At 72.9% G+C, this 25,876-nt stretch carries 19 protein-coding genes; 13 read left to right on the forward strand and 6 right to left on the reverse strand.

The features are described from left to right. Positions 1 to 51: 51 nt before the first annotated feature. Positions 52 to 1,473: a family 2B encapsulin nanocompartment shell protein gene (locus BLW86_RS34180; protein ID WP_093877600.1), complete on the forward strand. Its 1,422-nt coding sequence runs from the start codon at positions 52 to 54 to the stop codon at positions 1,471 to 1,473. A gap of 58 nt (positions 1,474 to 1,531) precedes the next feature. After that, positions 1,532 to 2,308 (forward strand): GNAT family N-acetyltransferase, encoded by a 777-nt coding sequence (locus BLW86_RS34185; protein WP_093877601.1) that lies wholly within the window; start codon positions 1,532 to 1,534, stop codon positions 2,306 to 2,308. A gap of 3 nt (positions 2,309 to 2,311) precedes the next feature. Here BLW86_RS34185 and BLW86_RS34190 read toward each other — a convergent pair whose 3' ends face one another. Next, positions 2,312 to 2,653 carry an ArsR/SmtB family transcription factor gene (locus BLW86_RS34190; protein WP_093879024.1) on the reverse strand — a complete coding sequence of 114 codons (342 nt, stop codon included), beginning with the start codon at positions 2,651 to 2,653 and terminating at the stop codon, positions 2,312 to 2,314. Positions 2,654 to 2,803: 150 nt separating this feature from the next. Here BLW86_RS34190 and BLW86_RS34195 point away from each other — a divergent pair, with 150 nt between their 5' ends. Continuing rightward, complete coding sequence (locus BLW86_RS34195) at positions 2,804 to 3,808, forward strand: zinc-dependent alcohol dehydrogenase family protein (protein ID WP_093877602.1); 1,005 nt, start codon at positions 2,804 to 2,806, stop codon at positions 3,806 to 3,808. Between the two features lie 45 nt (positions 3,809 to 3,853). Here the strand turns inward: BLW86_RS34195 and BLW86_RS34200 are convergent, their stop codons facing one another. Continuing rightward, the gene (locus BLW86_RS34200; protein ID WP_093877603.1) at positions 3,854 to 4,669 is read right to left on the reverse strand and encodes a pentapeptide repeat-containing protein; all 816 of its coding nucleotides are present in this window, start codon (positions 4,667 to 4,669) and stop codon (positions 3,854 to 3,856) included. Between the two features lie 170 nt (positions 4,670 to 4,839). On the opposite strand from BLW86_RS34200, the gene BLW86_RS34205 reads away from it, so the two are divergent. From BLW86_RS34205 to BLW86_RS34215, 3 genes are all read left to right on the forward strand, one after another. After that, positions 4,840 to 6,360, forward strand: a complete 1,521-nt coding sequence (locus tag BLW86_RS34205; RefSeq protein ID WP_093877604.1) for an alpha/beta fold hydrolase — start codon at positions 4,840 to 4,842, stop codon at positions 6,358 to 6,360. Positions 6,361 to 6,440: 80 nt separating this feature from the next. Then, positions 6,441 to 11,186: a DUF6531 domain-containing protein gene (locus BLW86_RS34210; protein WP_093877605.1), complete on the forward strand. Its 4,746-nt coding sequence runs from the start codon at positions 6,441 to 6,443 to the stop codon at positions 11,184 to 11,186. 7 nt (positions 11,187 to 11,193) lie between these two features. Further along, positions 11,194 to 12,198 (forward strand): hypothetical protein, encoded by a 1,005-nt coding sequence (locus BLW86_RS34215; protein ID WP_093877606.1) that lies wholly within the window; start codon positions 11,194 to 11,196, stop codon positions 12,196 to 12,198. 4 nt (positions 12,199 to 12,202) lie between these two features. Here the strand turns inward: BLW86_RS34215 and BLW86_RS34220 are convergent, their stop codons facing one another. Then, positions 12,203 to 13,831 carry an acyl-CoA synthetase gene (locus BLW86_RS34220; RefSeq protein WP_093877607.1) on the reverse strand — a complete coding sequence of 543 codons (1,629 nt, stop codon included), beginning with the start codon at positions 13,829 to 13,831 and terminating at the stop codon, positions 12,203 to 12,205. Positions 13,832 to 14,003: 172 nt separating this feature from the next. On the opposite strand from BLW86_RS34220, the gene BLW86_RS34225 reads away from it, so the two are divergent. From BLW86_RS34225 to BLW86_RS34255, 7 genes are all read left to right on the forward strand, one after another. Further along, entirely contained in the window at positions 14,004 to 14,804 is an 801-nt protein-coding gene (locus BLW86_RS34225; protein WP_093877608.1) for a crotonase/enoyl-CoA hydratase family protein, read from the forward strand. 231 nt (positions 14,805 to 15,035) lie between these two features. Next, the gene (locus BLW86_RS34230; protein WP_093877609.1) at positions 15,036 to 15,998 is read left to right on the forward strand and encodes a Zn-ribbon domain-containing OB-fold protein; all 963 of its coding nucleotides are present in this window, start codon (positions 15,036 to 15,038) and stop codon (positions 15,996 to 15,998) included. Then, positions 15,995 to 17,050, forward strand: a complete 1,056-nt coding sequence (locus BLW86_RS34235) for a thiolase domain-containing protein (RefSeq protein ID WP_093877610.1) — start codon at positions 15,995 to 15,997, stop codon at positions 17,048 to 17,050. The genes BLW86_RS34230 and BLW86_RS34235 overlap by 4 nt, the downstream gene beginning before the upstream one ends. Continuing rightward, a complete protein-coding gene (locus BLW86_RS34240; protein ID WP_093877611.1) occupies positions 17,040 to 18,209 on the forward strand; it encodes a thiolase domain-containing protein in 1,170 nt (389 codons plus the stop codon). Before BLW86_RS34235 ends, BLW86_RS34240 begins: the two co-directional genes overlap by 11 nt. A 29-nt stretch (positions 18,210 to 18,238) precedes the next feature. Further along, positions 18,239 to 18,658, forward strand: a complete 420-nt coding sequence (locus tag BLW86_RS34245) for an ACT domain-containing protein (protein ID WP_093877612.1) — start codon at positions 18,239 to 18,241, stop codon at positions 18,656 to 18,658. 312 nt (positions 18,659 to 18,970) lie between these two features. Continuing rightward, complete coding sequence (locus BLW86_RS34250) at positions 18,971 to 19,471, forward strand: hypothetical protein (protein WP_030688984.1); 501 nt, start codon at positions 18,971 to 18,973, stop codon at positions 19,469 to 19,471. 15 nt (positions 19,472 to 19,486) lie between these two features. After that, positions 19,487 to 19,852 carry an RNA-binding S4 domain-containing protein gene (locus BLW86_RS34255; RefSeq protein ID WP_093877613.1) on the forward strand — a complete coding sequence of 122 codons (366 nt, stop codon included), beginning with the start codon at positions 19,487 to 19,489 and terminating at the stop codon, positions 19,850 to 19,852. A 155-nt stretch (positions 19,853 to 20,007) separates the two neighbouring features. Here the strand turns inward: BLW86_RS34255 and BLW86_RS34260 are convergent, their stop codons facing one another. The 3 genes from BLW86_RS34260 to BLW86_RS34270 all read right to left on the reverse strand — a co-directional run bounded on the left by BLW86_RS34260 (position 20,008) and on the right by BLW86_RS34270 (position 25,754). Further along, complete coding sequence (locus tag BLW86_RS34260) at positions 20,008 to 22,206, reverse strand: terpene synthase family protein (RefSeq protein ID WP_093877614.1); 2,199 nt, start codon at positions 22,204 to 22,206, stop codon at positions 20,008 to 20,010. 159 nt (positions 22,207 to 22,365) lie between these two features. Next, on the reverse strand, positions 22,366 to 24,297 hold the full coding sequence (locus BLW86_RS34265) for an N-acetylmuramoyl-L-alanine amidase (RefSeq protein ID WP_256341517.1): 1,932 nt from the start codon (positions 24,295 to 24,297) through the stop codon (positions 22,366 to 22,368). Positions 24,298 to 24,626: 329 nt separating this feature from the next. Next, positions 24,627 to 25,754, reverse strand: a complete 1,128-nt coding sequence (locus BLW86_RS34270) for an aminoglycoside phosphotransferase family protein (protein ID WP_093877616.1) — start codon at positions 25,752 to 25,754, stop codon at positions 24,627 to 24,629. Positions 25,755 to 25,876 lie beyond the last annotated feature (122 nt).

The following is a 25,876-nucleotide window of genomic DNA, read 5'->3' on the forward strand; positions in this document are numbered from 1 at the left end:
GCGGAGAGTGACGTACGAGAGTCCGCGAACGCCCCAGAAAGCGAGTCACCCATGTCGGTCGACACCGAGCCGGCGGCCATCCCGCCCGCCATCGAGCTCCGCCAGGTGCAGCTCAGCCTCAGCACCGCCGCCGCCCGCAACCTCGCCACCACCACCAAGTCCGAACCCCAGATGCAGGGCATCAGCTCCCGCTGGCTGCTCCGCAAGCTCCCCTGGATCCACACCCCCGGCGGCGTCTACCGGGTCAATCGGCGCCTCTCGTACGTGGTCGGCGACGGCCGCGTCACCTTCGTCAAGAGCGGCTCCAGGGTCGAGGTCATCCCCGCCGAGCTGGCCGAACTCCCGCTGCTGCGCGGCTTCGACGATCCCACCGCACTCGGCGCCCTCGCCGAACGCTTCGTCCAGCAGGAGTACGAGCCCGGCCAGATCGTCGTGAACGCCGGCCGGAGCGCCGACCACGTCTACCTCATCGCCCACGGCAAGATCGAGAAGCTTGGCACCGGACAGTACGGCGACGAGACCCTCCTCGGCCGGCTCGGCGACGGCGACACCTTCGGCGGCCAGGTGCTCGCCGGGGACGGGACGTGGGACTTCACCGCCAAGGCCGTCACCGCCGTCACCCTCCTCGCCCTGCCCCGCACCGCCTACCTGGCCGTGGCCGAGCAGTACGAGAACCTCCGCGACCACGTCCAGGGCGCCGGGACGAACGGCCACCGCCGTCCCGTCAACCGGGCCGGCGAGGCGGCCATCGAGCTCAGCGCCGGCCACGTCGGCGAGGCCGCGCTGCCCGGTGCGTACGCGGACTACGAACTCAGGCCGCGCGAGTACGAACTCAGCGTCGCCCAGACCGTCCTGAAGGTCCACACCCGCGTCGCCGACCTCTACAACCAGCCGATGAACCAGACGGAGCAGCAGCTCCGCCTGACCGTCCAGGAGCTCCGCGAGCGCCAGGAGCACGAGCTCGTCAACAACCCCGAGTTCGGGCTGCTCCACAACACCGACTTCGACCAGCGCATCCAGACCCACTCGGGCCCGCCGACCCCCGACGACCTCGACGACCTGCTCAGCATGCGCCGCGACACCGACTACATCTTCGCCCACCCCCGGGCCATCGCCGCCTTCGGCAAGGAGTGCAACAAGCGCGGTCTCGCGCTCGGCTCCGTCGACGTCGACGGGCACCGGATCCCGGCCTGGCGCGGGGTCCCCCTCCTCCCCTGCGGGAAGATCCCGGTCACCGACCGGCAGAGCTCCTCGATCATCGCCGTCCGCGCCGGCGAGGACAACGAGGGCGTCATCGGCCTCCACCAGACCGGCCTGCCCGACGAGATCGAGCCCGGCCTCAACTGCCGCTTCATGGGCATCGACGAGAAGGCGATCATCTCCTACCTCGTCTCCGCCTACTACTCCGCCGCGATCCTCGTGCCGGACGCGGTCGGCATCCTGGAGAACGTCGAGGTGCGCCCGCGCGCCTGACCGCAGACCGGGCAAAACCCGTTGCCCGGCCCCCGACGCCGGTGCTGGAGTGGCCGCCATGGAACCCCAGCACCTGCGTGACCTCCACGACCTCCAGCTGCGCCGCGAGGCCCGCCCCGACGGCCCCGGCTGCCGCGTCGAGCACGTCGACGGCGTCGTCCGCCAGACCGGCCCCGCGCACGCCTGGAACGGCGTCCTGTGGTCCGGCTTCGACGCGTCCGGCGCCGACGCCGCCATCGCCGGACAGATCGCGCACTACCGCGCCGCCGGCCTGTCCTTCGAGTGGAAGCTGTACGCGCACGACACCCCCGCCGACCTCGGCGACCGGCTCCGCGCGGCCGGCTTCATTTCCGAGGAGCCGGAGACCCTGATGGCCGCCGAGGCCGCCGCCCTGCCGCGGGACGTGGCGCTGCCCGAGGGCGTCGAACTCCGCGCGGTCACCGACGAGGCCGGGGTCCGCCAGGTCGTCGAGGTCCACGAGCGCGCCTTCGGCACCGACAGTTCCCGCCTCGGCCGCCAGCTGCTGGACCGGCTCGCGGCCGACCCCGGCACGGTCACCGCCGTCGTCGCCCTGGCCGAGGGGGAGCCCGTCAGCGCCGCCCGCATGGAGCTGTACCCCGGCACCGATTTCGCGGGTCTCTGGGGCGGCGGCACCGTGGAGGGCTGGCGCGGTCGCGGCCTCTACCGCGCCCTGGTCTCCCATCGCGCCCGCATCGCCGCCGAACGGGGCCACCGCTACGTCCAGGTCGACGCGGCGGACACGAGTCGGCCGATCCTCGAACGCCTGGGCTTCCTGACGCTGACGACCACGACGCCGTACCTGTACGAGATCTGACGTCTACGCCTCGTCGTGCGCGGTCACGACGGATCGCAGGAGTCCCGGGAAGCGCTCCTCGAACTCCTCGCCGCGCAGGGTGTTCATGCGTGAGGTGCCGGCGTAGTGCTGGCGGATGAGGCCGGCCTCGCGCAGGACGTGGAAGTGGTGGGTGGCCGTGGACTTGCTGACCGGCAGCTCGATGGTCCCGCAGGCCAGTTCCTCGCCCGCCGCGTACAGCTCGGCGACGATCCGTCGTCTGACCGGATCGACCAGGGCCTCCAGGACCTGCTGCAGGCCGATCCCGGCCAGGTCGGGGTGGGGCGGGACGCGGTCCCGTCCGCCGGTTCGTGCCGCTGCCGTCATCGTCTTCTCGACCTCCGGGAGCATCGTACGGCAGCGGTCGAAGTTTGATGGACGTCAAAGTTTGACAGTCATCGAATCATGCGCTTGGCTGTGGCACGGCGGCGGAGCGGTCCGCGCGTCGCCGTCGCCGGAGCGGGGAGGGGAAGCCCGATGGGCAAGGCCAGGACAGTGCGGTTCCACGAGTACGGCGGTCCGGAGGTGCTCCGCCTGGAGGACGTGGAAGTGGGCGAGCCGGGCCCCGGCGAAGTCCTCCTCCGCGTCGAGGCCATCGGCCTCAACCGCGCCGAGGCGCTCTTCCGCGGCGGCCACTACATCGAGCCGGCACGGCGCTTCCCCGCCCGGCTCGGCCTGGAGGCCTCAGGCGTCGTCGAGGCCCTCGGGGAGGGGGTCGGCGGACTCGCGGTCGGGCAGGCGGTGAGCGTCGTGCCCTCCTTCTCCATGAACGACCACGGCGTCTACGCCGAGCGCGCGATCGTCCCGGCCTCCTCCCTCGTACCCCGCCCCGAGGGGCTCGGCCCCGTCGAGGGCGCCGCCGTCTGGATGCCGTACGTCACCGCGTACGGCGGACTGGTCGAGATCGGCGGAATGCGGGCCGGGGACACCGTCGTCCTGACCGGGGCCTCCAGCAGCGTCGGCCTGGCCGCGATCAGGACCGCGCACCGGATCGGCGCCACGCCCCTCGCCACCACCCGCACCCGCGCCAAGAAGGACGCCCTGCTCAAGGCGGGGGCGGCCGAGGTGATCGTCACCGAGGAGGAGGACGTCGCCGAGCGGGTACGGGACCTCACGGACGGGCGCGGCGCCGACCTCGTCTTCGACGGTGTCGCGGGACCCGGCCTGACCGACCTCGTCAGGTCCGTCACCCCCGGCGGCGCCGTGCTGCTCTACGGAGCCGTGAGCGGCCTGCCGACTCCGTACCCCGGCTTCGACCTCGGGATGCCCGCCGTCTCCCTGCGGACCTACACGATGCCGGAGACGACCAGGGACCCGGAGCGGCTGCGCCGGGCCCGCGCCTTCGTCGAGTCAGGACTGCGCACCGGTTTCTTCGAGCCGGCCGTCGACCGCACCTTCACGCTCGACGAGATCGTCGCGGCGCACCGCGCCATGGAGGCCGGCCACCAGGTGGGCAAGATCGTCGTGACCGTGCCCCACTGAGTGAGCCTGCCCGACCGAGGCCCCGGGCCCTCGGGCCCGGGAGCGTCAGGCCGTCCAGTGCGCGGGGCGGTCGAAGCCCTCCGGGAGGCGGGTCGTCGCGTTCCCGCGCGCCGAGTTCAGCTGGGGCTGCGTCAGGAACAGCGCGCCGGTCAGGTCCGCGCCCGACAGATCGGCGTCCCGCAGGTCGGCGCCGATCAGGTCCGTGAGCGACAGGTCCGCCCCCGTCAGGTCGGCCGCGATGAGCAGCGCCCCGCGCAGGTCCGTGCCCCGCAGCTTCGCCCCGCGCAGCCGCTTGCCGATCAGGTCCGCCCCGCGCCGGCTCCTCGGCCGGCCGCCGGCCGTGGCGCGGACCAGTTCGCTCGTCCGCAGGAGCAGCGGATTGACCTCGGCGCGCACCGCGGCCACGTCCAGCTTCTCCAGGGCGTCCGGAGTGCCCCCGGTGAGCTCCTCGACCCGGGCCAGCGCGACCCGCAGCTCGGCGTGGAGGGGGCGGGCCGTCCGCAGCGCCAGGGCCTGGGTGAGATAGCGCAGCAGCTCGTGCAGCTGGCGCACCACCGGGAACACCTCGTACATCTGCCGGGCCGTCTCCGGGGCCTCGCGCCAGGACACCCCGCCGAAGGTCACCTGGGAGACCTGCTGGCCGGCGCCGAAGCAGTCGTACACCGTGCAGCCCTGGAAACCGCTCGGCCGCAGCCTGGTGTGGATGCCGCAGCGGAAGTCCTCCTGGAGGTTCCGGCAGGGCTCGCCCGACGACTTGTTCACGGCGAAGTCGGCCGACTTCGCGAAGGGCAGCGCCACGCAGCACAGGCCGAAGCAGTTCGCGCAGTCGCCGCGCAGTGCGGATTCCCGGGTGTCGGGCACGGTCGAACGGTTCCTTCGCGGGTCGGGGACGATCCTCCCACCGTATCGCGCCCCCGGCACCGCACGGCCTGCCCGGCGCTGTGACCTCGTGCTTCGCCGCCGCGCCTCGTCGTCGTGCTCTCGGCGAAACCGATTGCGGCGATCCGCCGGGGCCGGTGAGGATCGTCGGCATGCCGACGATCACGACATATGACGGGACCGAACTCGCCTACCGCGTACAGGGGGAGGGGGAGCCGCTCGTGTGCCTGGCGGGCGGACCGATGCGCGACGCCCGTTACCTCGGGGACCTCGGCGGACTCGCCGCCCACCGCGCCCTCGTCCTGCTCGACGCCCGGGGCACCGGGGCGAGCGCCGAGCCCGCGGACCCCGGCACGTACCGCTGCGACCGGCAGGTCGGCGACGTCGAGGCCCTCCGCGCCCACCTCGGCCTGGACCGGATCGACCTCCTCGGCCACTCGGCCGGCGGGAACCTCGCCGTCCTGTACGCCGCCGCCCACCCCGAGCGGATCCGCTCCCTCGTCCTCGTCACCTCCGCCGGACGGGCCCTCGGCGTCGAGACCACCGACGAGGAGTGGGACAAGGCCGTCGAGGTCTTCGCCGACCGGCCCTGGTACCCGGAGGCCAGGACCGCCCTGGACGCGATCGGCCCGGACACCCCGCTGCGGCGCGTCCACGAGATCACCGCCCCCTTCGCCTACGGCCGCTGGGACGCCGCCGCCCAGGAGCACGCGGCGGCCGGCGGGCGGGAGACGAACTGGGAGGCGGCGCCCGTCTACCACGGCGAGGGCGCCTACGACCCGGAGACGACCCGCCGCGCGCTCGGCGCGCTCACCGCGCCGGTCCTGATCCTGGCGGGCGAGTACGACGCGGGCCCCACGCCCGCGAAGGCGGCCGAGGCGGCGGCCTTCTTCCCGCACGCGGAGCTCGTCGTCCAGCCGGGTGCCGGCCACTGCCCCTGGGTCGACGACGCCGACGCCTTCGTCCGCCCGGTCGCAGCCTTCCTCGACCCGGACGTCCGTACGGTCACCGTGGACGGCGTGCGCCTCGCCTACCGGGTCGCGGGAGCCGAGGACGCCCGGCCCGTCGTCCTCGTCCACGGCCGCGGCGAGAACAGCACGACCTGGACGGAGATCACCGAGGACCTGGCCGTCGACCACCGGGTGTACGCCCTCGACCTGCCCGGCCACGGACTCAGCGGCCGGCCGGGGCGCTACGGCTTCGAGGACTTCCGCGACGAACTCGGCGGCTTCATCAAGGCCCTCGGCCTCGCCGGTGCCACCGTCGTCGCCCACTCGATGGGCGCCGCCGCCGCGTGCCTCCTCGCCCAGCGCGAACCCGGCCTCATCGGCCGCCTCGTCCTGGAGGAGGCACCGGCCTTCGTCCCGCTCGACCCGCCGCGCCCGGTGGCCGAGCGCCCCGAGGGCCCCCTCGCCTTCGACTGGGACATCGTCCCGACCACCGACGCCCAGCTGAACGCCCCCGACCCGGCCTGGCGCGAGGGGCTCGCCGCGATCACGGCCCCCACCCTCGTCATCGCCGGCGGCCCGACCAGCCACATCCCGCAGGACCAGCTGTCCGGACTCGCCGACCGCATTCCGGCCGCCCGCCTCGTCACGATCGAGACCGGTCACCTCGTCCACAGCACCCGGCCGGCCGAATTCCTCGCAGCGGTCAGGGAATTCGGGCTCTAGCTCCCGGCTGGTGAACTCAACCGCCGATCGTGGTAGGACTGTTCGGTATTGCAAACAGCCGACAACGGGGGGCAGGACAGGTGGCTGTCACGATTCCGGACTGGGCCGACACCCTTCTCGATCTGATCGGTGTGGCCTGGCCGAACGTCGACGAGGACGCGTACCGCGAGATGGCGGACGCGCTCCGGGAGTTCGCGGACGACCTGGAGGACGACGGTCAGCTCGCGAACAACCACTTCGAGCGGCTGTTGTCCTCGGGCCAGGGCGAGGCGATCGACGCCCTCGACGAGCACTGGCAGAAGGTCAAGGGCAAGCACTTCAAGGACATCGCCGGTGCGGCCCGCACGATCGCGGGCGGTCTGGACACGGCGGCCGGTGCGATCGAGGGCATGAAGCTGGCGGCGCTGGTGCAGCTCGGCTACCTGGCGTCCGAGGCGGGCATCGCGCTGTCGTTGATCCCGGTGACCGGTGGTCTGTCGGCGCTGATCGGGGCGGGGGCGATGCGGGCCACGCAGGAGGTGATCAAGCGGCTGATCAAGGAGTGCGTGGAGGAGGCCGTCGGGTACGTCGTGGCGGCGATGACCGAGCCGGCGGTGGCGGCCCTGGAGGGCATGGCGGCGGACCTGGTCGTGCAGCTGGGCGCGATGGCGATCGGCCTGCAGGACGGGGTGGACCTCGACCAGACCAAGAACGCGGGCAAGGACGGCTTCAAGGACGGGGTGCAGTCGAGCAAGGACGCCATGCACCTGGCCTCGGCCGGCGGCGGTGGTGGTTCGAAGGGCAGCGGTCTGAAGAACCTGCACATCGAGCACCAGGAGCACGACCACGCCTCCACCCAGCTGAACACCGTCAGCGTGCGCATCCACGGCAAGACCGCGGGCAAACTCACGAAGGCGAAGACCGCGCACGGCCGCACCCGGGGGCGCGACTCGATCGCCGACGCGATCGACCCGGTCGCGGACAAGGCGATGGAGGCCCTGACCAAGGCCGCGAAGTCGATGGGCGACCACGTCGGCAAGACGCTGCCCAAGGTGGTCAAGCAGATCTCCGTCGACCACAAGAACACCGACGACGACCTCCGCGACCGCTTCGCCCGCCAGCGCAAGGGCGACCACGACAACGACGGGAAGGGCGGACGTGGCGACGGCCCGGGCCGCGGCCCGCGCAAGGACGGCCCGCTCCGCTCGCGCCCCGAACCACTGCGCGACGCCAAGGACGATCCCCGCCGCAACGGCATCCCGCTGGACAGGAAGACCTGCAAGAACGACCCGGTCGACGTGGCGACCGGCGTGATGACGCTCCCGCAGACCGATCTGACGCTGCCGGGGACCCTCCCGCTCGCCCTGGAACGCGTCCACCTCTCCGACTACCGCTACGGGCAGTGGTTCGGCCGCAGTTGGGCCTCCACCCTCGACGAGCGCATCGAACCCGACCCGGTGGGCGGGGGCGCCGTCTGGGCGAGGGAGGACGGCTCCCTGCTCGTCTACCCGCGCCTCCCCCAGCCGGACGGCACGCCCGTCCTGCCCGTCGAGGGCCCGCGGGTGCCGCTCGCCCACGGCGGCTCGTACGAGGACCTCACCACGTACACCGTCACGGAGCCCGACACCGGCCTCACCCGCTCCTTCACCGGCAGCCCCTACCGGACGTCGACGGCGTACTGGCTGACCGAACTGACCGACCGCAACGACAACTCGGTGACCTTCTCGCGCCGTTCCGACGGCGCACCGACCGCCGTCTCGCACAGCGGCGGCTACCTGGTCCGGATCACCGTCGACGACGACCGCGTCTCCTCGCTGGCCGTGAACACGCCGCACGGCCCGGTGGACGTCGTGTCGTACGGATACGACGAGGAGGGGAACCTCGACTCCGTCGTCAACTCCTCGGGCCTGCCCCTGCGTCTCACGTACGACCACGCCGCCCGGGTCACCTCGTGGACCGACCGCAACGGCTCGACGTTCCGCTACGTGTACGACGACGCCGGGCGGGTCGTCGAGACCGTCGGCCCCGACGGCCGCCTCTCCTCCACCTTCGCCTACGACCTCGAACGGCGCACCAACCGCTACACCGACTCCACGGGCGCCACGACCGTCTACCTCCTCAACGAACGCCTCCAGGTCGTCGCCGAGACCGATCCGCTCGGCAACACCGTCACACAGGTCTGGGACCGCTACGACCGCCTCCTGAGCCGAACCGACACCCACGGCAGGACTGCGACCTGGACCTGGGACGACGAAGGGCGCCTCACGGCCGTCACGACGCCCGGCGGCGCGGTGACGACGGCCGAGTACGACGACCTGGGCATGCCGGTCGCCATGACCGCGCCGAACGGCGCGCGCTGGACGAGGACCTACGACGAGCGCGGCAACCAGCTGAGTCTGGTGGGCCCGGACGGCGCCACGGTCCGCTTCACCTACGACGGACACGGCGCCCTGCTCTCCGTCACCGACATCGACGACCGTACGGAGACGTTCGTACCGGACCGCGCCGGGCTGCCCCTCTCCCGTACGGATCCGGCCGGGAACACCGTCACCTTCACGCGTGACGCCTTCGGCCGCCCGGTCACCGCCGACGCGGGCGGCGCCGTCACCACGCTCGAATGGACCGTCGAAGGCCTGCCGGCGCGGCGGACCGCTCCCGACGGGACCACGCACACCTGGGAGTACGACGGCGAGGGCAACTGCGTCGCCGAGGTCGACCCCGCCGGCGGCCGCACCCTGCACGAGTACACGCACTTCGACCTCCCGTCCGCCCGGACGACCCCGGACGGCGCGCGCCACGAGTTCGGCTACGACACCGAGCTGCGCCTCACGGAGATCCGCAACGCGGCCGGCCGCACCTGGCGTTACGCGTACGACACCGTCGGCCGCGTCGTCTCGGAGACCGACTTCGACGGCCGGACGGTCCGCTACGCCTACGACGCCGCGGGCCGGTGGAGCTCGCGGACGAACGCCCTCGGCCAGACCGTCACGCACCACTTCGACGACGAAGGCCTGCTCGTCGCCAAGGACGCGGACGGCACCGTCACCCGCCTCACGTACGACGTGATGGGGCGGCTGACCTCGGCGAGCTCGCCGTACTCGACGCTCACGATCGAGCGTGACGACCGCGGCCGGGTGACCGCCGAGACCGTCGACGGCCGCACCACGCGCTTCACCCACGACGCGCTCGGCCGGCGCACCGGCCGGACCACACCGGGCGGCGTGACCACCACGCTGACCTACGACGAGGACGGGAACCGCTCCGCGCTCGACCTCGCCGGACACACCCTGAGCTTCGTCCACGACGCGCTCGGCCGGGAGGTGAGCCGCTCCCTCGGGCCGCTGGACGACCCGGTGACCCTCTCCACCGACTGGGACGGCTCCGGCAGGATCCGGAAACAGACGCTGGCCGTACCGGGCCGTCTGCTGCGCTCCCGTGCCTACGACTACCGGCCCGACGACCGGGTGCGCGCCGTCACCGACCTGATCACGGGACACGACCGCGCCTTCGAGCGCGACCCGGCGGGGCGCACGACGAAGGTCCGGGCGCCCGGCTGGACCGAGACCTACGAGTACGACGTCGAGGGCAACCAGACCGCCGCCCACTGGCCGGACCGCGCCCCGCATCCCGAGTCACGGGGCCCGCGCGGGTACGAGGAGGGGACCCTCCTCTCCGCCGGGGCCATGAGCTACACCCACGACGGCGCGGGACGGGTCGTCGAGCGGCGCAAGAAGCGGCTCTCCCGCAAGCCCGACGTCTGGCGGTACGGCTGGGACGCCGAGGACCGGCTGACCTCGTGCACCACGCCCGACGGCGTGCTGTGGACGTACCTCTACGACGCGTTCGGCCGGCGGACGGCGAAGCGGCGGCACGGGCCGGACGGATCCGTCGTCGCGGAGACGCTGTTCACCTGGGACGACGCGCGGCTGGTGGAGCAGACGGACAGCACGACCACCCTGACCTGGGAGCACGACGGACACCGCCCCCTGGCCCAGTTCGAGCACCGGGCACCGGCCGGGGCCGAGGAGGGCGGGGCGGCCCCGTCCGGCGTCGACGCACGGTTCTTCGCGATCGTGACCGACCTCATCGGCACCCCCACCGAACTCGTCGACGAGACGGGCCGGATCGCCTGGCACAGCCGTGCCACCCACTGGGGCGTCACCAGCTGGAACCGGGACGCCGACGCCTACACGCCGATGCGCTTCCCCGGCCAGTACGCGGACCCCGAGACCGGCCTGCACTACAACTACTTCCGGCACTACGACCCGGAAGCCGGCCGGTACCTCACGCCCGACCCGCTGGGCCTCGACCCCGCCCCCAACCCCGTCGGCTACATCGCCGACCCGCTCACCGAGGCCGACCCCCTGGGCCTCGCGCCGTGCCTCCAGGCGCTCCAGGACATGGCCACGAAGATCGCGCACGTGTTCCCGGAGGACAAGCGGAAGTACCAGACCGTCTCGGTCATCCACGCCATCACCCCGAAGGGTCCCCGCATGTTCGTCGCGGGCACCAGCAGAACGCCGTTGAGCAAGGCCCAGCTGAAGCTGGCCGAGGAGATGGGGCTCATCCCGATCCCGTCGGACGAGTACCTGCCCAAGCCCCCGCCGGGGGAGCGGGGCGGACACGCCGAACAGAACATCCTCCACTTCCTGAACCGGAGGCACCAGGCGAACGGCGGGGAGAGTTGGCTCCCGACGCACGGCGCGGCCTCCCGGCCGGTCTGCCCGGACGTCTGCCCGCCGATCATCCGGGCCGCCGCCGGCGACGGCAAGGTCGTCGCGTACTACGAACCCAACGGCACCTATCTAAAGTTCTACTGGCCCGACAACTACCTGAGGAAGAAGTAGGAAGACCATGGAGTACGAAGCCGTCGGAGCCGAGCCCACCGCGACCGAGGACCTGCCGGGGCTCGGCTCGGCGCTGGGGCAGCTCGACTGTCTGCTCGTCAGGGACCACGCCCACTGGATCGTGGCCCGGGACGGGGCGTCCGTGGAGGTGGGCCGCGTGTCGGGCGACACCGGTACGGTCTTCGACACGCGCTACGGCGGCCGGCTCCCCCGTGGGGAGAAGACGTCCGTCAGCCCCGTCCCGGGCGGCGGACTGGCCGTGAGCGGCGCCGACTCCGTCACCGTCCAGGAGGCGGACGGAACCGTCCGCTGGACCTTCGCGCACCGTCCGTGGCCGAGCGGAGCCCGCGGCGCGTGCGCCCCGGACCCCTCCGGGACCGCGCTCCTCGCGGTCGTGCAGCCCGCCCTGGAGACCGACCGGAACGAAGTGCTCGTGGCCCTGGACCTGGCCACCGGCGCGGTCCTGGCCGAGACGCGGCTCCCGACGAACTGGGGGACGTACGAGTTCCAGCAACCGCTCGGCCCCGCCGGGGCGCGGGCCCTCTTCCTCGACGCGGCGCAGGGACAGGAAGAGGCGTACTCCCTGCTCGTCTCCTTCGCGGGGGCGGAACTGTCGATCGCGCGGGTCGGCGGCTACGACGAACCCTTCACGGGCAGCAGCGACCGGTCCGGCGCGTTCCTGACCGTGGCCGTCGCCGGGGAGCAGCTCACCCGCTACGACGTTCCCGCGCGCCCCCGGGCGGTGGTGAAGGCGGACGACGTCCTCCCGGACGGCCTGGTCTTCATGGGGCGGCCCGGCTTCCTCGACGAAGCACGGGTCCTCGCGCCGGTGGGCGAGGACCCGTGGGAGGAGGAATGCCGTCACTTCCTGCTCGACGCCGTGGACCTGCGGCCGCGGGCCGAGGTCACGTACCCGCCGGGCGTCGAGGTCGTCTCCCGCGTGCTGCCCCTGGGCGACGGCACCTGGCTGACCTTCGACGGCGACACCGTCCGCCGCTGGCGTACCGGCTGACCCCTCAGGGGGTGTCCGCGTCCGCCTCCACCGCCACCGCGCGGGCCCAGCGGTAGTCGGCCTTGCCGCTGGGGGAGCGCTGGATGCGGTCGGTGAGCACCAGCTGGCGGGGGACCTTGTAGCCCGCCAGCTGCTGCCGGCAGTGGGTCTGGAGGGACTCCAGGTCCAGCTGCGGGGCGTCCGGGCGGAGTTGGACGACCGCGGCGACGTGGTTGCCCCAGCGGGCGTCGGGGACACCGGCGACCAGGGCGTCGTACACGTCGGGGTGGGACTTCAGGGCCTGCTCCACCTCCTCCGGATAGACCTTCTCGCCCCCGGTGTTGATGCACTGCGAGCCGCGGCCCAGGACGGTGACCACCCCGCTCTCGTCGACGGTCGCCATGTCGCCGAGCAGCACCCACCGCACCCCGTCCCGCTCGAAGAAGGTCTCGGCGGTCTTGACCGGGTCGTTGTAGTAGCCGAGCGGGACGTGGCCGCGCTGGGCGAGACGACCGGTCTCGCCCGGCGCGACGGGGGCGCGGGTCGCCGGGTCCACGACCTGGGTGCGTTCGTTGACGTGCAGCCGGAAGCCCTTGGCCGGACCGGAGTCGTCGGTGGCGCGCCCGTTGGAACCGGACTCGGTGGAGCCGAAGTTGTTGAGCAGCAGGACGTTCGGCATGAGCTCCTGGAGCTCGGCCCGTACCGTCTCGGACATGATCGCCCCGGAGGAGGAGAGGCTGAAGAGGGCGGACAGGTCCGTGCCCTTGAGCGGTCCGCGCAGCGCGTCCACGAGCGGGCGCAGCATCGCGTCCCCGACCAGGGAGATGCTGGACACCTTCTCCTTCTCCAGGGTGCGCAGCACCTCCTCGGGCACGTACTTGCGGTGCAGGACGACCCGCTGCCCGTAGTTGAGGGCGATGAACGCGGTCAGGGTGGAGGTGCCGTGCATGAGGGGCGGCGCGGGGAAGAAGGTGATGCCGGCGCCGCCGGCCGCGACCCGCTCCGCCAGCTCCTCGGGCCTCTTCACGGGCTCGCCCGAGGGGTCGCCCCCGAAGAGGCCCGCGAAGAACAGGTCCTCCTGGCGCCACAGGACGCCCTTGGGCATGCCGGTGGTGCCGCCGGTGTAGATGACGAACAGGTCGTCGGGCGAGCGGGGGGCGAAGCCGCGCTCCGGTGAACCGGAGGCCTCCGCCTCGGCGAAGGGCACGCAGTCGAGCGCGGGGGCGTCCTCGGGAGGGGCCCCCACCCGCACGAGGTGCCGCAGCTTCTCCGTCTGCGGCAGCGCCGCCGCGACCCGGCCGGTGAACTCGGCGTCGAAGACGAGCGCCGCCAGGTCGGCGTCCCGGTAGAGGTAGACGAGCTCCTCCTCCACGTACCGGTAGTTCACGTTGACCGGGACGATCCGCGCCTTCAGACAGGCGAGGACGGTCTGCAGGTACTCGACGCCGTTGTACAGGTGGAGGCCGAGGTGCTCGCCGGGCCGGACGCCCGCGTCGATCAGGTGGTGGGCGATCCGGTTGGCGGCGGCGTCGAGCTCGGCGTAGGTGAGCCGCCGCTCCTCGCCCGTGCCGGGATGGTCGACGTACACCAGCGCCTCGCGGTCGGGGACCACGTCGACGACCGATTCGAACAGGTCGGCAAGGTTGTACTCCACCGTTCCTCCTGACCCCGGTTCGCCGGTTCACATGGACGTGGCGGTCATTAGAGCGCCGACCGGTCACCGGGGGAAGGGGATGCACAGAAGAATCTGACTGAGTGTCAGAAAACTATTGAACTGGACCCCCGGCTCCTGCAACCTGTTCCAGAACTGGAGACGGGAGACCCCCATGGGCGGCACCGAACACCTCAGCGTCCGGCGCGAAGGCGCCACGCTCGTCCTCACCTTGAACCGGCCCGAGGCCAAGAACGCCCTCTCGCTGCCGATGCTCGTCGGCCTGTACGACGGCTGGCTGGAGGCCGATGCCGACGACACCGTCCGCTCGGTCGTCCTCACCGGCGCGGGCGGTTCCTTCTGCGCCGGCATGGACCTCAAGGCGCTCGCCGGAAAGGGCATGGCGGGCGAGCGGTACCGGGACCGGCTGAAGGCCGACCCCGACCTGCACTGGAAGGCGATGCTCCGCCACCACCGCCCCCGCAAGCCCGTCATCGCGGCCGTCGAGGGCCACTGCGTCGCCGGCGGCACCGAGATCCTCCAGGGCACCGACATCAGGGTCGCCGCCGCCTCCGCCACCTTCGGCCTCTTCGAGGTCCGGCGGGGCCTCTTCCCCATCGGCGGCTCCACCGTCCGCCTGCCCCGCCAGATCGCCCGCACCCACGCCCTCGAAATGCTCCTCACCGGTCGTCCGTACAGCGCCGACGAGGCCGCCGCCATCGGCCTCGTCGGCCGGGTGGTCCCCGACGGCACGGCCCTGGACGCGGCCCTCGACATCGCCGAGCGCATCAACGCCTGCGGGCCGCTCGCCGTCGAGGCGGTCAAGGCCTCCGTGTACGAGACGGCCGAACTGTCCGAGACGGAGGGGCTCGCCGCCGAACTGAAGCGGGGGTGGCCGATCTTCGACACGGCGGACGCGAAGGAGGGGGCGAGGGCGTTCGCGGAGAAGCGGACGCCGGTGTACCGGAGGGAGTGACGTTCTCCCCACCCCGCCCCTTCCCGTAACCGGGGGCTCCACCCCCGGGCCCCCGCGCCTCGAACGCCGGCGGGGCTGAAATTCAGCCCCCACGGCGTGTGAGGGCACGGCCGCAGGCCGTACGGGGGCCTGGGGGCTCGCCCCCGGTTCGGGAAGGGGCGGGGAGAAGGCCCGCGCAGCGGCCCACCGAACCCCAGCCTCCCGCCCCACCCCCAACGAAGGAGCCGTCGCATGACAGCCGTCACCCCGCCGCCGGAAACCCTCCGCGCCCCCCTGGTCGTCGAGTTCCCCTTCACCCGTTCCCTCGGCCCCGTCCAGTCCGCCTTCCTCACCGGGCTGCGCGAGCGCACCGTCCTCGGCGTGCGCACCGAGGCGGGTGAGGTGCTCGTCCCGCCCGTCGAGTACGACCCCGTGACCGCCGCCGAACTCCGCGAACTCGTCGAGGTCGCCCCCACCGGCACCGTCACCACCTGGGCCTGGAACCCCGAGCCCCGCCCCGGGCAGCCCCTGGCGACCCCCTTCGCCTGGGTCCTCGTGCGTCTCGACGGCGCCGACACCGCCCTCCTCCACGCCCTCGACGCCCCCGGCCCCGAAGCCGTCCGCACCGGCCTGCGGGTACGGATCCGCTGGGCCGCCCAACGGGCCGGGGCCATCACCGACATCGCCTGCTTCGAGCCGTACGAGAGCCCCGCGCGGAACGAACCCACCGCCCACGACGGCCGGTTCGAGAACCCCGTGACCGGCATCGTCGCCCCCGCCCGCCTCGACTACACGTACAGTCCCGGCCGCGCCCAGACCCGCTATCTGCACGGGCTCGCCGAGCGCCGCACGGTCGGCGAGCGCTGCCCCTCCTGCGCCAAGGTGTACGTGCCTCCCCGCGGCGCCTGCCCCACCTGCGGCGTCGCCACCACCGACCGGGTCGAGGTCGGTCCCCGCGGCACCGTCACCACCTTCTGCATCGTCAACATCAAGGCGAAGAACCTGAACATCGAGGTCCCGTACGTCTACGCCCACATCGCCCTCGACGGCGCCGGGCTCGCCCTCCACGGCCGCATCGCCGGCATCCCCTACGACGAGGTCCGCATGGGCCTGCGCGTCGAACCCGTGTGGAGCGAGGACGGCCGCTACCCGGACCACTACCGGCCCACCGGCGAGCCCGACGCCGATTACGACACGTACAAGGAGCTGCTATGAGCCGGGACGTGGCGATCGTCGCCTTCGCCCAGAGCGACCACCGACGGCACACCGACGACCTCTCCGAGGTCGAGATGGTGATGCCCGTGCTGCACGAGGTGCAGCGGCAGACCGGCCTGAAGGCCGCCGACATCGGCTTCACCTGCTCCGGCTCCTCCGACTACCTCGCCGGGCGCGCCTTCTCCTTCACCATGGCCCTCGACGGCGTCGGCGCCTGGCCGCCGATCTCCGAGTCCCACGTCGAGACGGACGGCGCCTGGGCGCTGTACGAGGCCTGGGTGAAGCTCCTCACCGGCGAGGCCGACACGGCCCTCGTCTACTCCTACGGCAAGTCCTCGCCCGGCTCCGTCCGCGACGTCCTCACCCGCCAGCTCGACCCGTACTACCTCGCCCCGCTCTGGCCCGACTCCGTCGCCCTCGCCGCCCTCCAGGCCCAGGCCCTCGTCGACGCCGGAGACACCGACGAACCCGCCCTCGCCGCGATCGCCGCCCGCAGCCGCGAGGACGCCAGGGCGAACCCCCACGCCCAGCTGCCCGGCGCCCGCCCCCAGGGCGGATACGCCGTCCAGCCCCTCCGCACGGGCGACTGCCCGCCCATCGGCGACGGCGCCGCCGCCGTGATCCTCGCCGTCGGCGACCGGGCCCGCGAGCTGTGCGGGCGCCCCGCCTGGATCCGGGGCATGGACCACCGGATCGAGGCCCACTCCCTCGGTGTCCGCGACCTCACCGACTCGCCCTCCACCCGCCTCGCCGCCGAGCGTGCCGGAGCCTTCGACCGGCCGGTCGACACCGCCGAACTCCACGCCCCCTTCACCTCCCAGGAGGTCGTCCTCAGGAAGGCCCTCGGCCTCGACGACAGCGTGCGGGTCAACCCCTCCGGCGGCGCCCTCGCCGCCAACCCCGTCATGGCCGCGGGGCTGATCCGGCTCGGCGAGGCCGCCGCCCGCATCCACCGCGGCGAGTCCGACCGCGCCCTCGCCCACGCGACCTCCGGTCCCTGCCTCCAGCAGAACCTCGTCGCCGTCCTGGAAGGGGAGACCCATGCCCGGTAAGGAGCCCGTCGCCGTCGTCGGCATCGGCCAGACCAAGCACGTCGCCGCCCGCAGGGACGTCTCGATCGCCGGCCTCGTCCGCGAGGCCGCCCTGCGCGCCCTGGAGGACGCCGAGCTGACCTGGGCGGACGTCGACGCCGTCGTCATCGGCAAGGCCCCCGACTTCTTCGAGGGCGTCATGATGCCGGAGCTGTACCTCGCCGACGCGCTCGGCGCGGTCGGCAAGCCCATGCTCCGGGTCCACACGGCCGGATCGGTCGGCGGCTCCACCGCCCTCGTCGCCGCCAACCTGGTCTCCGCGCGCGTGCACCGGACCGTCCTCACCCTCGCCTTCGAGAAGCAGTCCGAGTCCAACGCCATGTGGGGCCTCTCCCTGCCCGTCCCCTTCCAGCAGCCCCTGCTCGCCGGCGCCGGAGGCTTCTTCGCCCCGCACGTGCGCGCGTACATGCGCCGCACCGGCGCCCCCGACACGATCGGCTCCCTCGTCGCGTACAAGGACCGGCGCAACGCGCTCAAGAACCCGTACGCCCACCTCCACGAGCACGACCTCACCCTGGAGAAGGTCCAGGCCTCCCCGATGCTCTGGGACCCCATCCGCTACTCCGAGACCTGCCCCTCCTCGGACGGCGCCTGCGCCATGATCCTCACGGACCGCGCCGGAGCCGACCGCGCGCCACGGCCGCCCGCCTGGCTGCACGGCGGGGCGATGCGCAGCGAACCCACCCTCTTCGCCGGCAAGGACTTCGTCTCCCCGCGGGCCGGCCGGGACTGCGCCGCCGACGTCTACCGGCAGGCCGGCGTCACCGACCCCCGGCGGCAGATCGACGCCGTCGAGATGTACGTGCCGTTCTCCTGGTACGAACCCATGTGGCTGGAGAACCTCGGCTTCGCCGAGGAGGGCGAGGGCTGGAAGCTCACCGAGGCCGGGGTGACCGAGCTCGACGGCGACCTGCCCGTGAACCCCTCGGGCGGGGTCCTCTCCACCAACCCCATCGGAGCCTCCGGGATGATCCGCTTCGCCGAGGCCGCGCTCCAGGTACGGGGGGACGCCGGCGAGCACCAGGTCGAGGGCGCCCGCAGGGCCCTCGGCCACGCCTACGGAGGAGGCGCCCAGTTCTTCTCCATGTGGCTGGTGGGGGACACCCCGCCCACCGGCTGAGCCCCCGCGAGGGGCCTACCCTGGCCCGCATGAACGCGGAACGTGATCTCACCCGGCTCCTCGCCGGGATGCGCCCGGAACTCGACCCCGGCCGCTACGTCTTCACCACGGTGGACGGCCCCGCCCCGGCCGGGGTCGTCCCCGTGGTCACCGTCACCGAACCCGAGGGCCTCACCCTCGTCGTACGGCAGGAGGAGGCGGACGCCGCCGGCCTCCCGTACGACTACGTGGCCGGCTGGATCACGCTCCGGGTGCACTCCGCGCTCGACGCCGTCGGGCTCACGGCGGCCGTCGCGGGCGAGCTCGCCGCCGCGGGCCTGAGCTGCAACGTGGTGGCCGGTTTCCATCACGACCACCTCTTCGTCGAACACGACCGCGCGGGCCAGGCGTTGGACCTCCTGAACGGCCTCTCGCAGCGTTCGGCCGACTCGGCCGAACGAGGGAGATGAGGGAGACGAGCGGCCCGCCCCGCGCGGAGGCCATTCGCCCGGTCGGCCCCCGTCGGGCCGCCTCCGGTCGACCGTCCGGGCCGTGACCCTACGTAATCGGATGGGCGTTCCGGGTGGCCGTCGGGGCCTCCGAGACGTCGCACGCGTGAACCTCCCGGAGGGAGTCGCCGACCGGCTCGGCCGGTCACCCGCGGTGCACGGGGCGGGCCGCGCCGTCGGCCCGGCCCGGGCCGAGGGCCCCGGTGAGCGGCGCGGCCCCGGAGCGGTCGCCCGGCGCGTCGCGCCGTGCGCCGGGGCACGTACCATGGCCGTATGTCCTTCCTCCGCCGCCGCAGCGCCGCCACACCCGCGGGCCCGGACTTCGACGTCCTGGCCATGGACCCGGGGGACTGGCCCGGCAATCTCGGCGCCGGTCTGCTGCCCGCGCCCGACGGCTCCTGTCAGGGCGTGTTCCTCCGCTACGACCTGTTCGGCGGCCGCGGACCCGCGATGATCATCGGCAACCTCCCCGAGGGCTCCCCGGCGCGCGAGCTCGCCGACGGCCAGATCCCCTTCGAGGTGGCGCAGCTCCTCGCGGCCCTGGAGAACGACGAGCCGGTCGAGGTCCTCGACACCGAGGACATGCCCGTCATGCAGGGCGACAACCTCCTCATCGTGCGCCGCCTCAAGCTCTCCGAGAGCCGCATCTCCTGCGTCCAGTTCGACCGCAGCGACAACGTCCTCGTGACGATCGCCAGTTGGGACCGGCCGATCACCGACGACCTGTACGCGCTGCTCAAGCCGCTGCCCGCCGAGCTGTTCCAGCAGGGCTGACGGGGAGGGGGGCCGATGAGCGCGCGCGTCGACGCCTGGATCTGGGCGGTCCGCCTCACCAAGACCCGCTCCCAGGCCGCGGCCGCCTGCCGCGCCGGACACGTCAAGGTCAACGGCGAGCGGGTCAAGCCCGCCCAGGCCGTGAAGCCCGGCGACGAGGTCCGGATCTTCCACGGCGGCCGGGAGCGGATCGTCGAGATCAAGGAGCTCCACACCAAGCGGGTCGGGCCGCCGGTCGCCGTCGAGGCGTACGTGGACAACAGCCCGCCCCCGCCGCCGCGCGAGCACGTCGCCCTCGCTGCCGTACGCGATCGGGGCGCGGGACGCCCCACCAAGCGCGAGCGCCGCGAACTCGACGAACTGCGCGGCCGGCGCCCCTGAGGCGAGCCGACGACGGGCGCCCCCGAGGCGAGCCGGCGGTGGGCGCCCCCGAGACGTGCTGACAGCGGGCGCCCCGAGACGCGTGGACGACCGCGCGCCCCTGGTCCGACGACCCGAAGGCCTCCGGGAATCCTCCCGGAGGCCTTCGGCGTACGTCAGCGGGAGCCCGTGCCGAGCAGCTCCGAGATCCGCGCCGCCGAGGTGCCGAGACCCGTCGGCCCGCGCCGCAGCAGAGCGCTGCCGCTGCCCGCCCGCACGTCCTCCGCGCCGTAACGCCGCACCTTCCGGTGCCAGTTGAGGACGCCCGCGAGCCAGTCCTCCAGCTCCCGCAGATACGCCTGGAAGGCCTCCCGCCCCGCCGCGTCGAGCCCGAACTCCTCGTACAGCAGGGGGACCTCACGCTGCTTCAGGTTCTCGTACTGGCGCAGCCGCCCCCGCATCAGGTCGTCGACCATCGACACCGCGGTCGGGTAGTCGCAGTCGAAGAACTTCTGGAGCACCAGAACGCCGTTGTGCACCTCGCCCTCGACCTCGATCTCCTTCTGGTACGAGAAGAGGTCGTTGACGAGCGCCCCGTAGTCCATGACCGAGTTCTCCAGGCTGCGCACCGTCCCCGACCGGAACAGCTCCGGCGGCAGCGTCGTGTCCTGCCGCAGCCGGCACAGCAGCATGGTCAGCTCGGAGCCGAAGGTGCTGCGGCGCATCTCGACGTAGTCGACCGGGTCGGGCACCCGGTGCTGCACCACGTTGTGCATCTCCCACATCCAGCTGTCGAGCATCACGTCGAGCGAGACCCGCAGCTGCGCCAGCGCCGAGGGCGCCATCGTGGCGGCGGTCCGCTCCCAGACGTCGGCGAGCGAACGCTCCAGGGGGTTCACCGCGTGCGCCGCGCCGGCCGCGGGCTCGTCGAGCGGCATGCAGGCCTTGAGCCGGTCGGTCTGCTCCTTCGCGCCGGCCAGACCGCCCGCCCGTCCGAAGACGGCCGGGTAGTAGTCGTCCGCGTAGGTTCCCCAGGTCAGCCAGTCGGCGCTGAGCTCCAGGTCTTCCAGGGACGCGTCCGGATCGAGCCCCGCCGAGCACAGCGCGAGGTCGAAGCCCTCCGCCATCGGCCGGTCCCACAGGTCGTCCAGGAGCCCCATCCGCTCCGCCCAGTCCACCGTGTGCCGCCGTGCCGCCCGGTGGTGGGGGTTGATCGTCAGCGGGTACGGCAGGTCGAACGCGGGCAGCAGCGAGGGCCCCACGTGCTGGTGCGGCGCATGGGTGAACGCCCGGTGCCGGGCCGCCGCCGGCCGTCCGAACAGGGTCCGGACGTCGAGCGCGGAGGTGCCGATGATCCCGTCCAGGTGCGAGGGTCCGCCGACCATGCCCTCGTTCATGTAGCGGCTGGAGCGCATGTGCCACTCGTGACCGCCGGACTGCCAGTCCTGGAGCCCCTTCGCGTACGCCGCGACCGCCGCGCACTCCTGCGGGCTCAGCCCCTTCTCGGCGGCGAGCAGCGGCACTTCGGTGAGCGCGGTGTTCTCGAACTGCTGGACCCGCGAGGTCAGCAGGTCGTTGACGGCGTTCGCCGCCTCCTGGGTCGTGCAGCCGAGGAACCGCTCCAGGACGAGGACGCCGTTGCTGTTCTCGCCCTCCTCCTCCACCTCGCGCTGGTACGAGAAGAGGTCGTTGCGCAGGTGCACGGCGTCCGAGAAGGCGTCCCTGAGCACCCGCAGCGGCCGGGAGTACGCCACCTGGGCGGGGACCTCGGCCCCCGCCGCGTACTCCACGAGACCGGCCGACCAGGGCGCGCCGCCCACCTTGCGGCGCATCTCGATGTACTCCAGGGGGTTGGCGACCCGGCCGTCGTTGATGTTGTCGAGCTCCCACAGGGACTCGTACAGCAGGTGCTCCGTCGCCTCCGCGAACCGCACCCGCCAGCCGTCGGACATCGACGGGACCGTCCGCCGCCAGAGGTCGGCGAGACCCGCCTCGACGGGGTTGGTCGGCTCGGGCATGCCGGTCGCCGGGTCCGCCGGCATGAACAGCGGGAGCCGGTCGAGGTACGCCTTGCTGCCGGACCGGTCCTGGGGGCGCTTGAAGACCTCCAGGAAGTGGTCGTCGAAGAAGAAGACCCAGGTGTACCAGTCGGTGACGAGGTCCAGCGCCTCCTCGTCGCAGTCGGGGTGGGTGTACGAGCAGAGCAGCGCGTAGTCGTGGGAGGCGAGGTCGTGCTCCTCCCAGACCCCCGAGCCCTCCAGCATCCCCATCTCCCGCGCCCAGTCACGCGTGTGCGTGCGGGCGGCCTCCAGGTGGGGATTGAGCCGTGCCGGATACGGAACATAGAAATCCGGCATAACGAAGGGCTGAGGCATGTGCTGGGGGGCCTTCCGGTGAGCTGGGGCGGTGACCGGCCCAGCCTTACCCGTCGCCCGGACGGCGCACGCGATCTCCCGAATAGTCATATGAACGCCGAAGGGGTGGTGCCGGACCCCACTGCCGGCACCACCCCGCGCCTTTCGGCCAGACCTCCGTCAGCCCTGGGAAACCCGCACGTCAGCGGCCTTCACAAAGGCCACCCGGTGGCCGAACTGGATCTGGTAGTACTCCTCCTGACCCCGGACCACGGTGTGCCCGCTCGGATCGAACACCGGCGCGAAGTAGTACTCGCCCGGGGTGCTGCCCCCCACCACGTACCGCTGACCCGCGAGCAACCGGTACGGCAGCGGCGACACCGACTGCACCGGCACGCCCGCCGGATAGGCCGGGGCCTCCGGATACGCCCGCCCGTACACCGGCACCTCCGCCAGACCCTCCCGGGGCGTCAGGACCTGACCGCGCGCGTTCACCGCCGTCGGCTCCTCCACCGGGTTGAGGAACCACGCCTTCTGCCCGAGGTACCAGACCGCCGTCCAGTCCCCCCGCCGCTCCGCCACCGCGAAGCTCTGCCCGGTCGAGGCCCGCGCCCCGGTGTCGTTGACGCCCGTGGTGGAGGCCTGCCCGCCCGGTCGCAGACCGATGTCCTTCACCAGGGGCGCGTCGGCGCTCGGCGCGGTGTGCAGGCGCACCGCCCCGCTGCCGTGCGGCACACACGCCTGTCCCGCCGTCACACAGCCCGTGTAGACCGGCCGGTGGGACTCGTAGTCGGGCCGGATCGTCACCACGCCCGCGTGCGGACCGGCGCTCGGGGTGATCGGACGGCCGAGCAGCCGGAAGTAGTGCGCCCAGTCCCAGTACGGCCCCGGGTCCGTGTGCATGTTCTTGATCGTGGACGCCGTCGTGCCCGGCACGTTGTCGTGACCCAGGACGTGCTGCCGGTCCAGCGGGATGTCGTACCGCGCGGCGATGTACCGCACCAGGCGCGCCGACGACCGGTACATCGCCTCCGTGTACCAGGAGTCCGGCGAGGTCAGGAAGCCCTCGTGCTCCAGACCCACCGACTTGGCGTTCACGAACCAGTTCCCCGCGTGCCAGGCCACGTCCTTCAGCGGCACGTGCTGGGCGATGTGCCCGTCGGAGGAGCGCAGCGAGTACTGCCAGGACACGTACGTCGGGTCCTGCACCAGCTTCAGGGTGGTCTTCCAGTCCGCCTCGGTGTCGTGGATCACGATGTAGTCGATCGACTGGGAGGCCGGCCGGTTCGCCTTGTCGTGGTTGCCGTAGTCGCCGTCGCCGAACTCCTCGTACGGCGCGGGGACCCACTCGCAGGCCACCGAGGCCGGGCACTCCACGGGCCCGGCGGCCGGCCGCCGCAGACCCAGGGCCGACACCTGACCGGTGGCGGGCGTCACCGCCGGGTCGGCCGACAGCGTCACCACCTGCCCGCTGTCCGTCGTCCGCGTCTCCCCGGTCCGGATCACGTCGAACACGTCGTTCGCGTACGCCGCCGCCGTCGCCGAGTCGTCCGCACCGGAGTACCGCGCCACCGCCCCGTACCAGTCGGCCGGGTCCGCGCTCGCCGGAAGACCGGCCTCGCGCTGCGCCGCCGCGAGCAGCGCCGCCCCGCCCTCGATGTTCGCGGCCGGCACCGTGCGCAGCTCCTCCGCCGGGATCCCGGACAGCGCCGACGCCCGCTCCAGGGTCCGCAGCCACTCGGGCAGCGCCTCGGGCGCGGGCACCGGGACGTCGCCGCCCGTGCGGGCCGGGCGGGAGGAGTCGCCCCGGGCGTCCTCCCCCTCCTCCGAGTGGTGCGGGGCGGTCCGGGCCAGGGCCGTCGCCGCGTCCGTCAGGTGCATCGGCCCGTAGCCGCCGGTCACACTGGGCGCACCGCCGTGGGTGTCCCACCGCGACTGCAGGTACGAGACGGCGAGCAGCACGCTCTCGGGCACGCCCTGACGCTCGGCCGCCCGCGCGAACTGCCCCTGCAGGACACCCGCCTCGGGCACGTCGGCGCCGGCGGGCGGGGCGGCGGACAGCAGGGGAAGCAGCAGGGCGGCGGACGCCAGGGCGCCCACCGCCCCCGGCACACGGATCGGCGAAGGACGTCTGCGCGACGCGGAACGGAGCAAGGCAGCCTCCAGAGGCGGGGGTGACACGGGGGCGTGCGGGGCCGAACCCGTACAGGGGTATCGGCTCCCGGACGTTCCGTCAATCACACCCGCACAAAAGGAAGTTCCCACGTCAGAGCGGGAATGGAGGCCATACGGCGGAGTTTCGCCGAGACGGGTCCCGGGCCTGGGACGCGTCACTGGAGTGGACCAATGGAGGGGCGCGTACAAGCCGGTGCGCCGCGTCCCGGTGTGTCGGCACCGGGCTCACGGCGCACCGCCCCCGTGTGGTCGGCCGGACCCGCCCTTCAGCGCGTCCCGACCGCCGCGCGCACGGCCCGCCGTGCCATGGCGCAGTCGTCGTGCAGCCGCCTCAGCAGCAGCCGCTGTTCCTCGCCGGGCGCGAGCGCCCCCGAGGGCACCGGCACCGAACCGGCCGGCGGGGCCTCCTTCATGGTGCGCTGCACCGCCGTCTCGTAGGTACGGATCTCCCGCGTCAGCACGATCATCAGGTTCACCAGGAAGGCGTCCCGGGAGGCCGGGCCCGCCTGCTGGGCGAGCTGGCTGATCTGGCGCCGGGCCAGCGGCGCGTCACCGAGCACCGCCCACAGGGTCGCCAGGTCGTAGCCGGGCAGGTACCAGCCCGCGTGCTCCCAGTCGACGAGCACCGGCCCGGCGGGGGAGAGCAGGATGTTGGACAGCAGGGCGTCACCGTGACAGAACTGGCCCATGCCCTGACGGCCGCCCGCGTGCGCCAGACCGTGCAGCAGCTTCTGCAGGTCGTCCCGGTCCCGGTCCGTGAAGAGCCCGAGCTCGTGGTAGCGGGCGATCCGGGCGCCGTATTCCAGCGGCGCGTCGAAGGTCCCGGCCGGCGGCCGCCAGGCGTTGAGCCGGGCGATCGCACCGAGCGCGGCCCGCACGTCGGCCCGCGGCGGGGCCTCGACGGGGTGGCGCGAGAGCGCCGCCGCGCGCCCGGGCATCCGCTCGATCACCAGCGTGCAGTTCTCCGGATCCGCGGCGATCAGCCGCGGCGCCCGCACCGGAGGACGGTGACGGACGAAGGAGCGGTAGGACGCTATCTCGTGCCGGAACCGCTCGACCCAGGCGGGGGAGTGGTCCAGTAAACACTTCGCGACCACCGTCGTCCGCCCGGTCGTCCCGACGATCAGTACGGAACGGCCGCTGCGCCGCAGCACCTGCACCGGGTTGAACTCCGGACAGATCCGGTGGACGGACGCGATCGCCATCTTCAGCTGCGCCCCCTGGGGGCCGGACAGGTCGATTCTCCCGCTGACCGGCTGGGCACCGGTGCCGGTCGCCCAGCGCCTCGGCCTGACGGCCTGGGGCGCGGGGGCCAGGTACGGTCCGGCGCCTGCCGGGACGATGCGGTGCTGCGGCCGGGGCGGGGCGGACACGGAGGACGATGCTGTGTACATGGAGGTGACAGATCCCTTCGTGCGCCGACGAGTTGCGTGCGTCGCCCCGCCCGCCCCCGGTCCGCACCCTGGGGAATGAGGGCCGGTCGGCGGGGCGGGGTGGCGCGTTCCTACCTGACACC

The organism is Streptomyces sp. TLI_105 (assembly GCF_900105415.1).
Classification (GTDB): domain Bacteria; phylum Actinomycetota; class Actinomycetes; order Streptomycetales; family Streptomycetaceae; genus Streptomyces.

Coding starts and splice junctions, on each gene's coding strand:
- BLW86_RS34190 (WP_093879024.1), bottom strand. CDS start 2,653: ATGACGGCAGCGGCACGAACCGGCGGACGGGACCGCGTCCCGCCCCAC.
- BLW86_RS34250 (WP_030688984.1), top strand. CDS start 18,971: ATGTCCTTCCTCCGCCGCCGCAGCGCCGCCACACCCGCGGGCCCGGAC.
- BLW86_RS34235 (WP_093877610.1), top strand. CDS start 15,995: ATGAGCCGGGACGTGGCGATCGTCGCCTTCGCCCAGAGCGACCACCGA.
- BLW86_RS34225 (WP_093877608.1), top strand. CDS start 14,004: ATGGGCGGCACCGAACACCTCAGCGTCCGGCGCGAAGGCGCCACGCTC.
- BLW86_RS34205 (WP_093877604.1), top strand. CDS start 4,840: ATGCCGACGATCACGACATATGACGGGACCGAACTCGCCTACCGCGTA.
- BLW86_RS34270 (WP_093877616.1), bottom strand. CDS start 25,754: ATGTACACAGCATCGTCCTCCGTGTCCGCCCCGCCCCGGCCGCAGCAC.
- BLW86_RS34260 (WP_093877614.1), bottom strand. CDS start 22,206: ATGCCTCAGCCCTTCGTTATGCCGGATTTCTATGTTCCGTATCCGGCA.
- BLW86_RS34185 (WP_093877601.1), top strand. CDS start 1,532: ATGGAACCCCAGCACCTGCGTGACCTCCACGACCTCCAGCTGCGCCGC.
- BLW86_RS34240 (WP_093877611.1), top strand. CDS start 17,040: ATGCCCGGTAAGGAGCCCGTCGCCGTCGTCGGCATCGGCCAGACCAAG.
- BLW86_RS34215 (WP_093877606.1), top strand. CDS start 11,194: ATGGAGTACGAAGCCGTCGGAGCCGAGCCCACCGCGACCGAGGACCTG.
- BLW86_RS34255 (WP_093877613.1), top strand. CDS start 19,487: ATGAGCGCGCGCGTCGACGCCTGGATCTGGGCGGTCCGCCTCACCAAG.
- BLW86_RS34245 (WP_093877612.1), top strand. CDS start 18,239: ATGAACGCGGAACGTGATCTCACCCGGCTCCTCGCCGGGATGCGCCCG.
- BLW86_RS34195 (WP_093877602.1), top strand. CDS start 2,804: ATGGGCAAGGCCAGGACAGTGCGGTTCCACGAGTACGGCGGTCCGGAG.
- BLW86_RS34180 (WP_093877600.1), top strand. CDS start 52: ATGTCGGTCGACACCGAGCCGGCGGCCATCCCGCCCGCCATCGAGCTC.
- BLW86_RS34230 (WP_093877609.1), top strand. CDS start 15,036: ATGACAGCCGTCACCCCGCCGCCGGAAACCCTCCGCGCCCCCCTGGTC.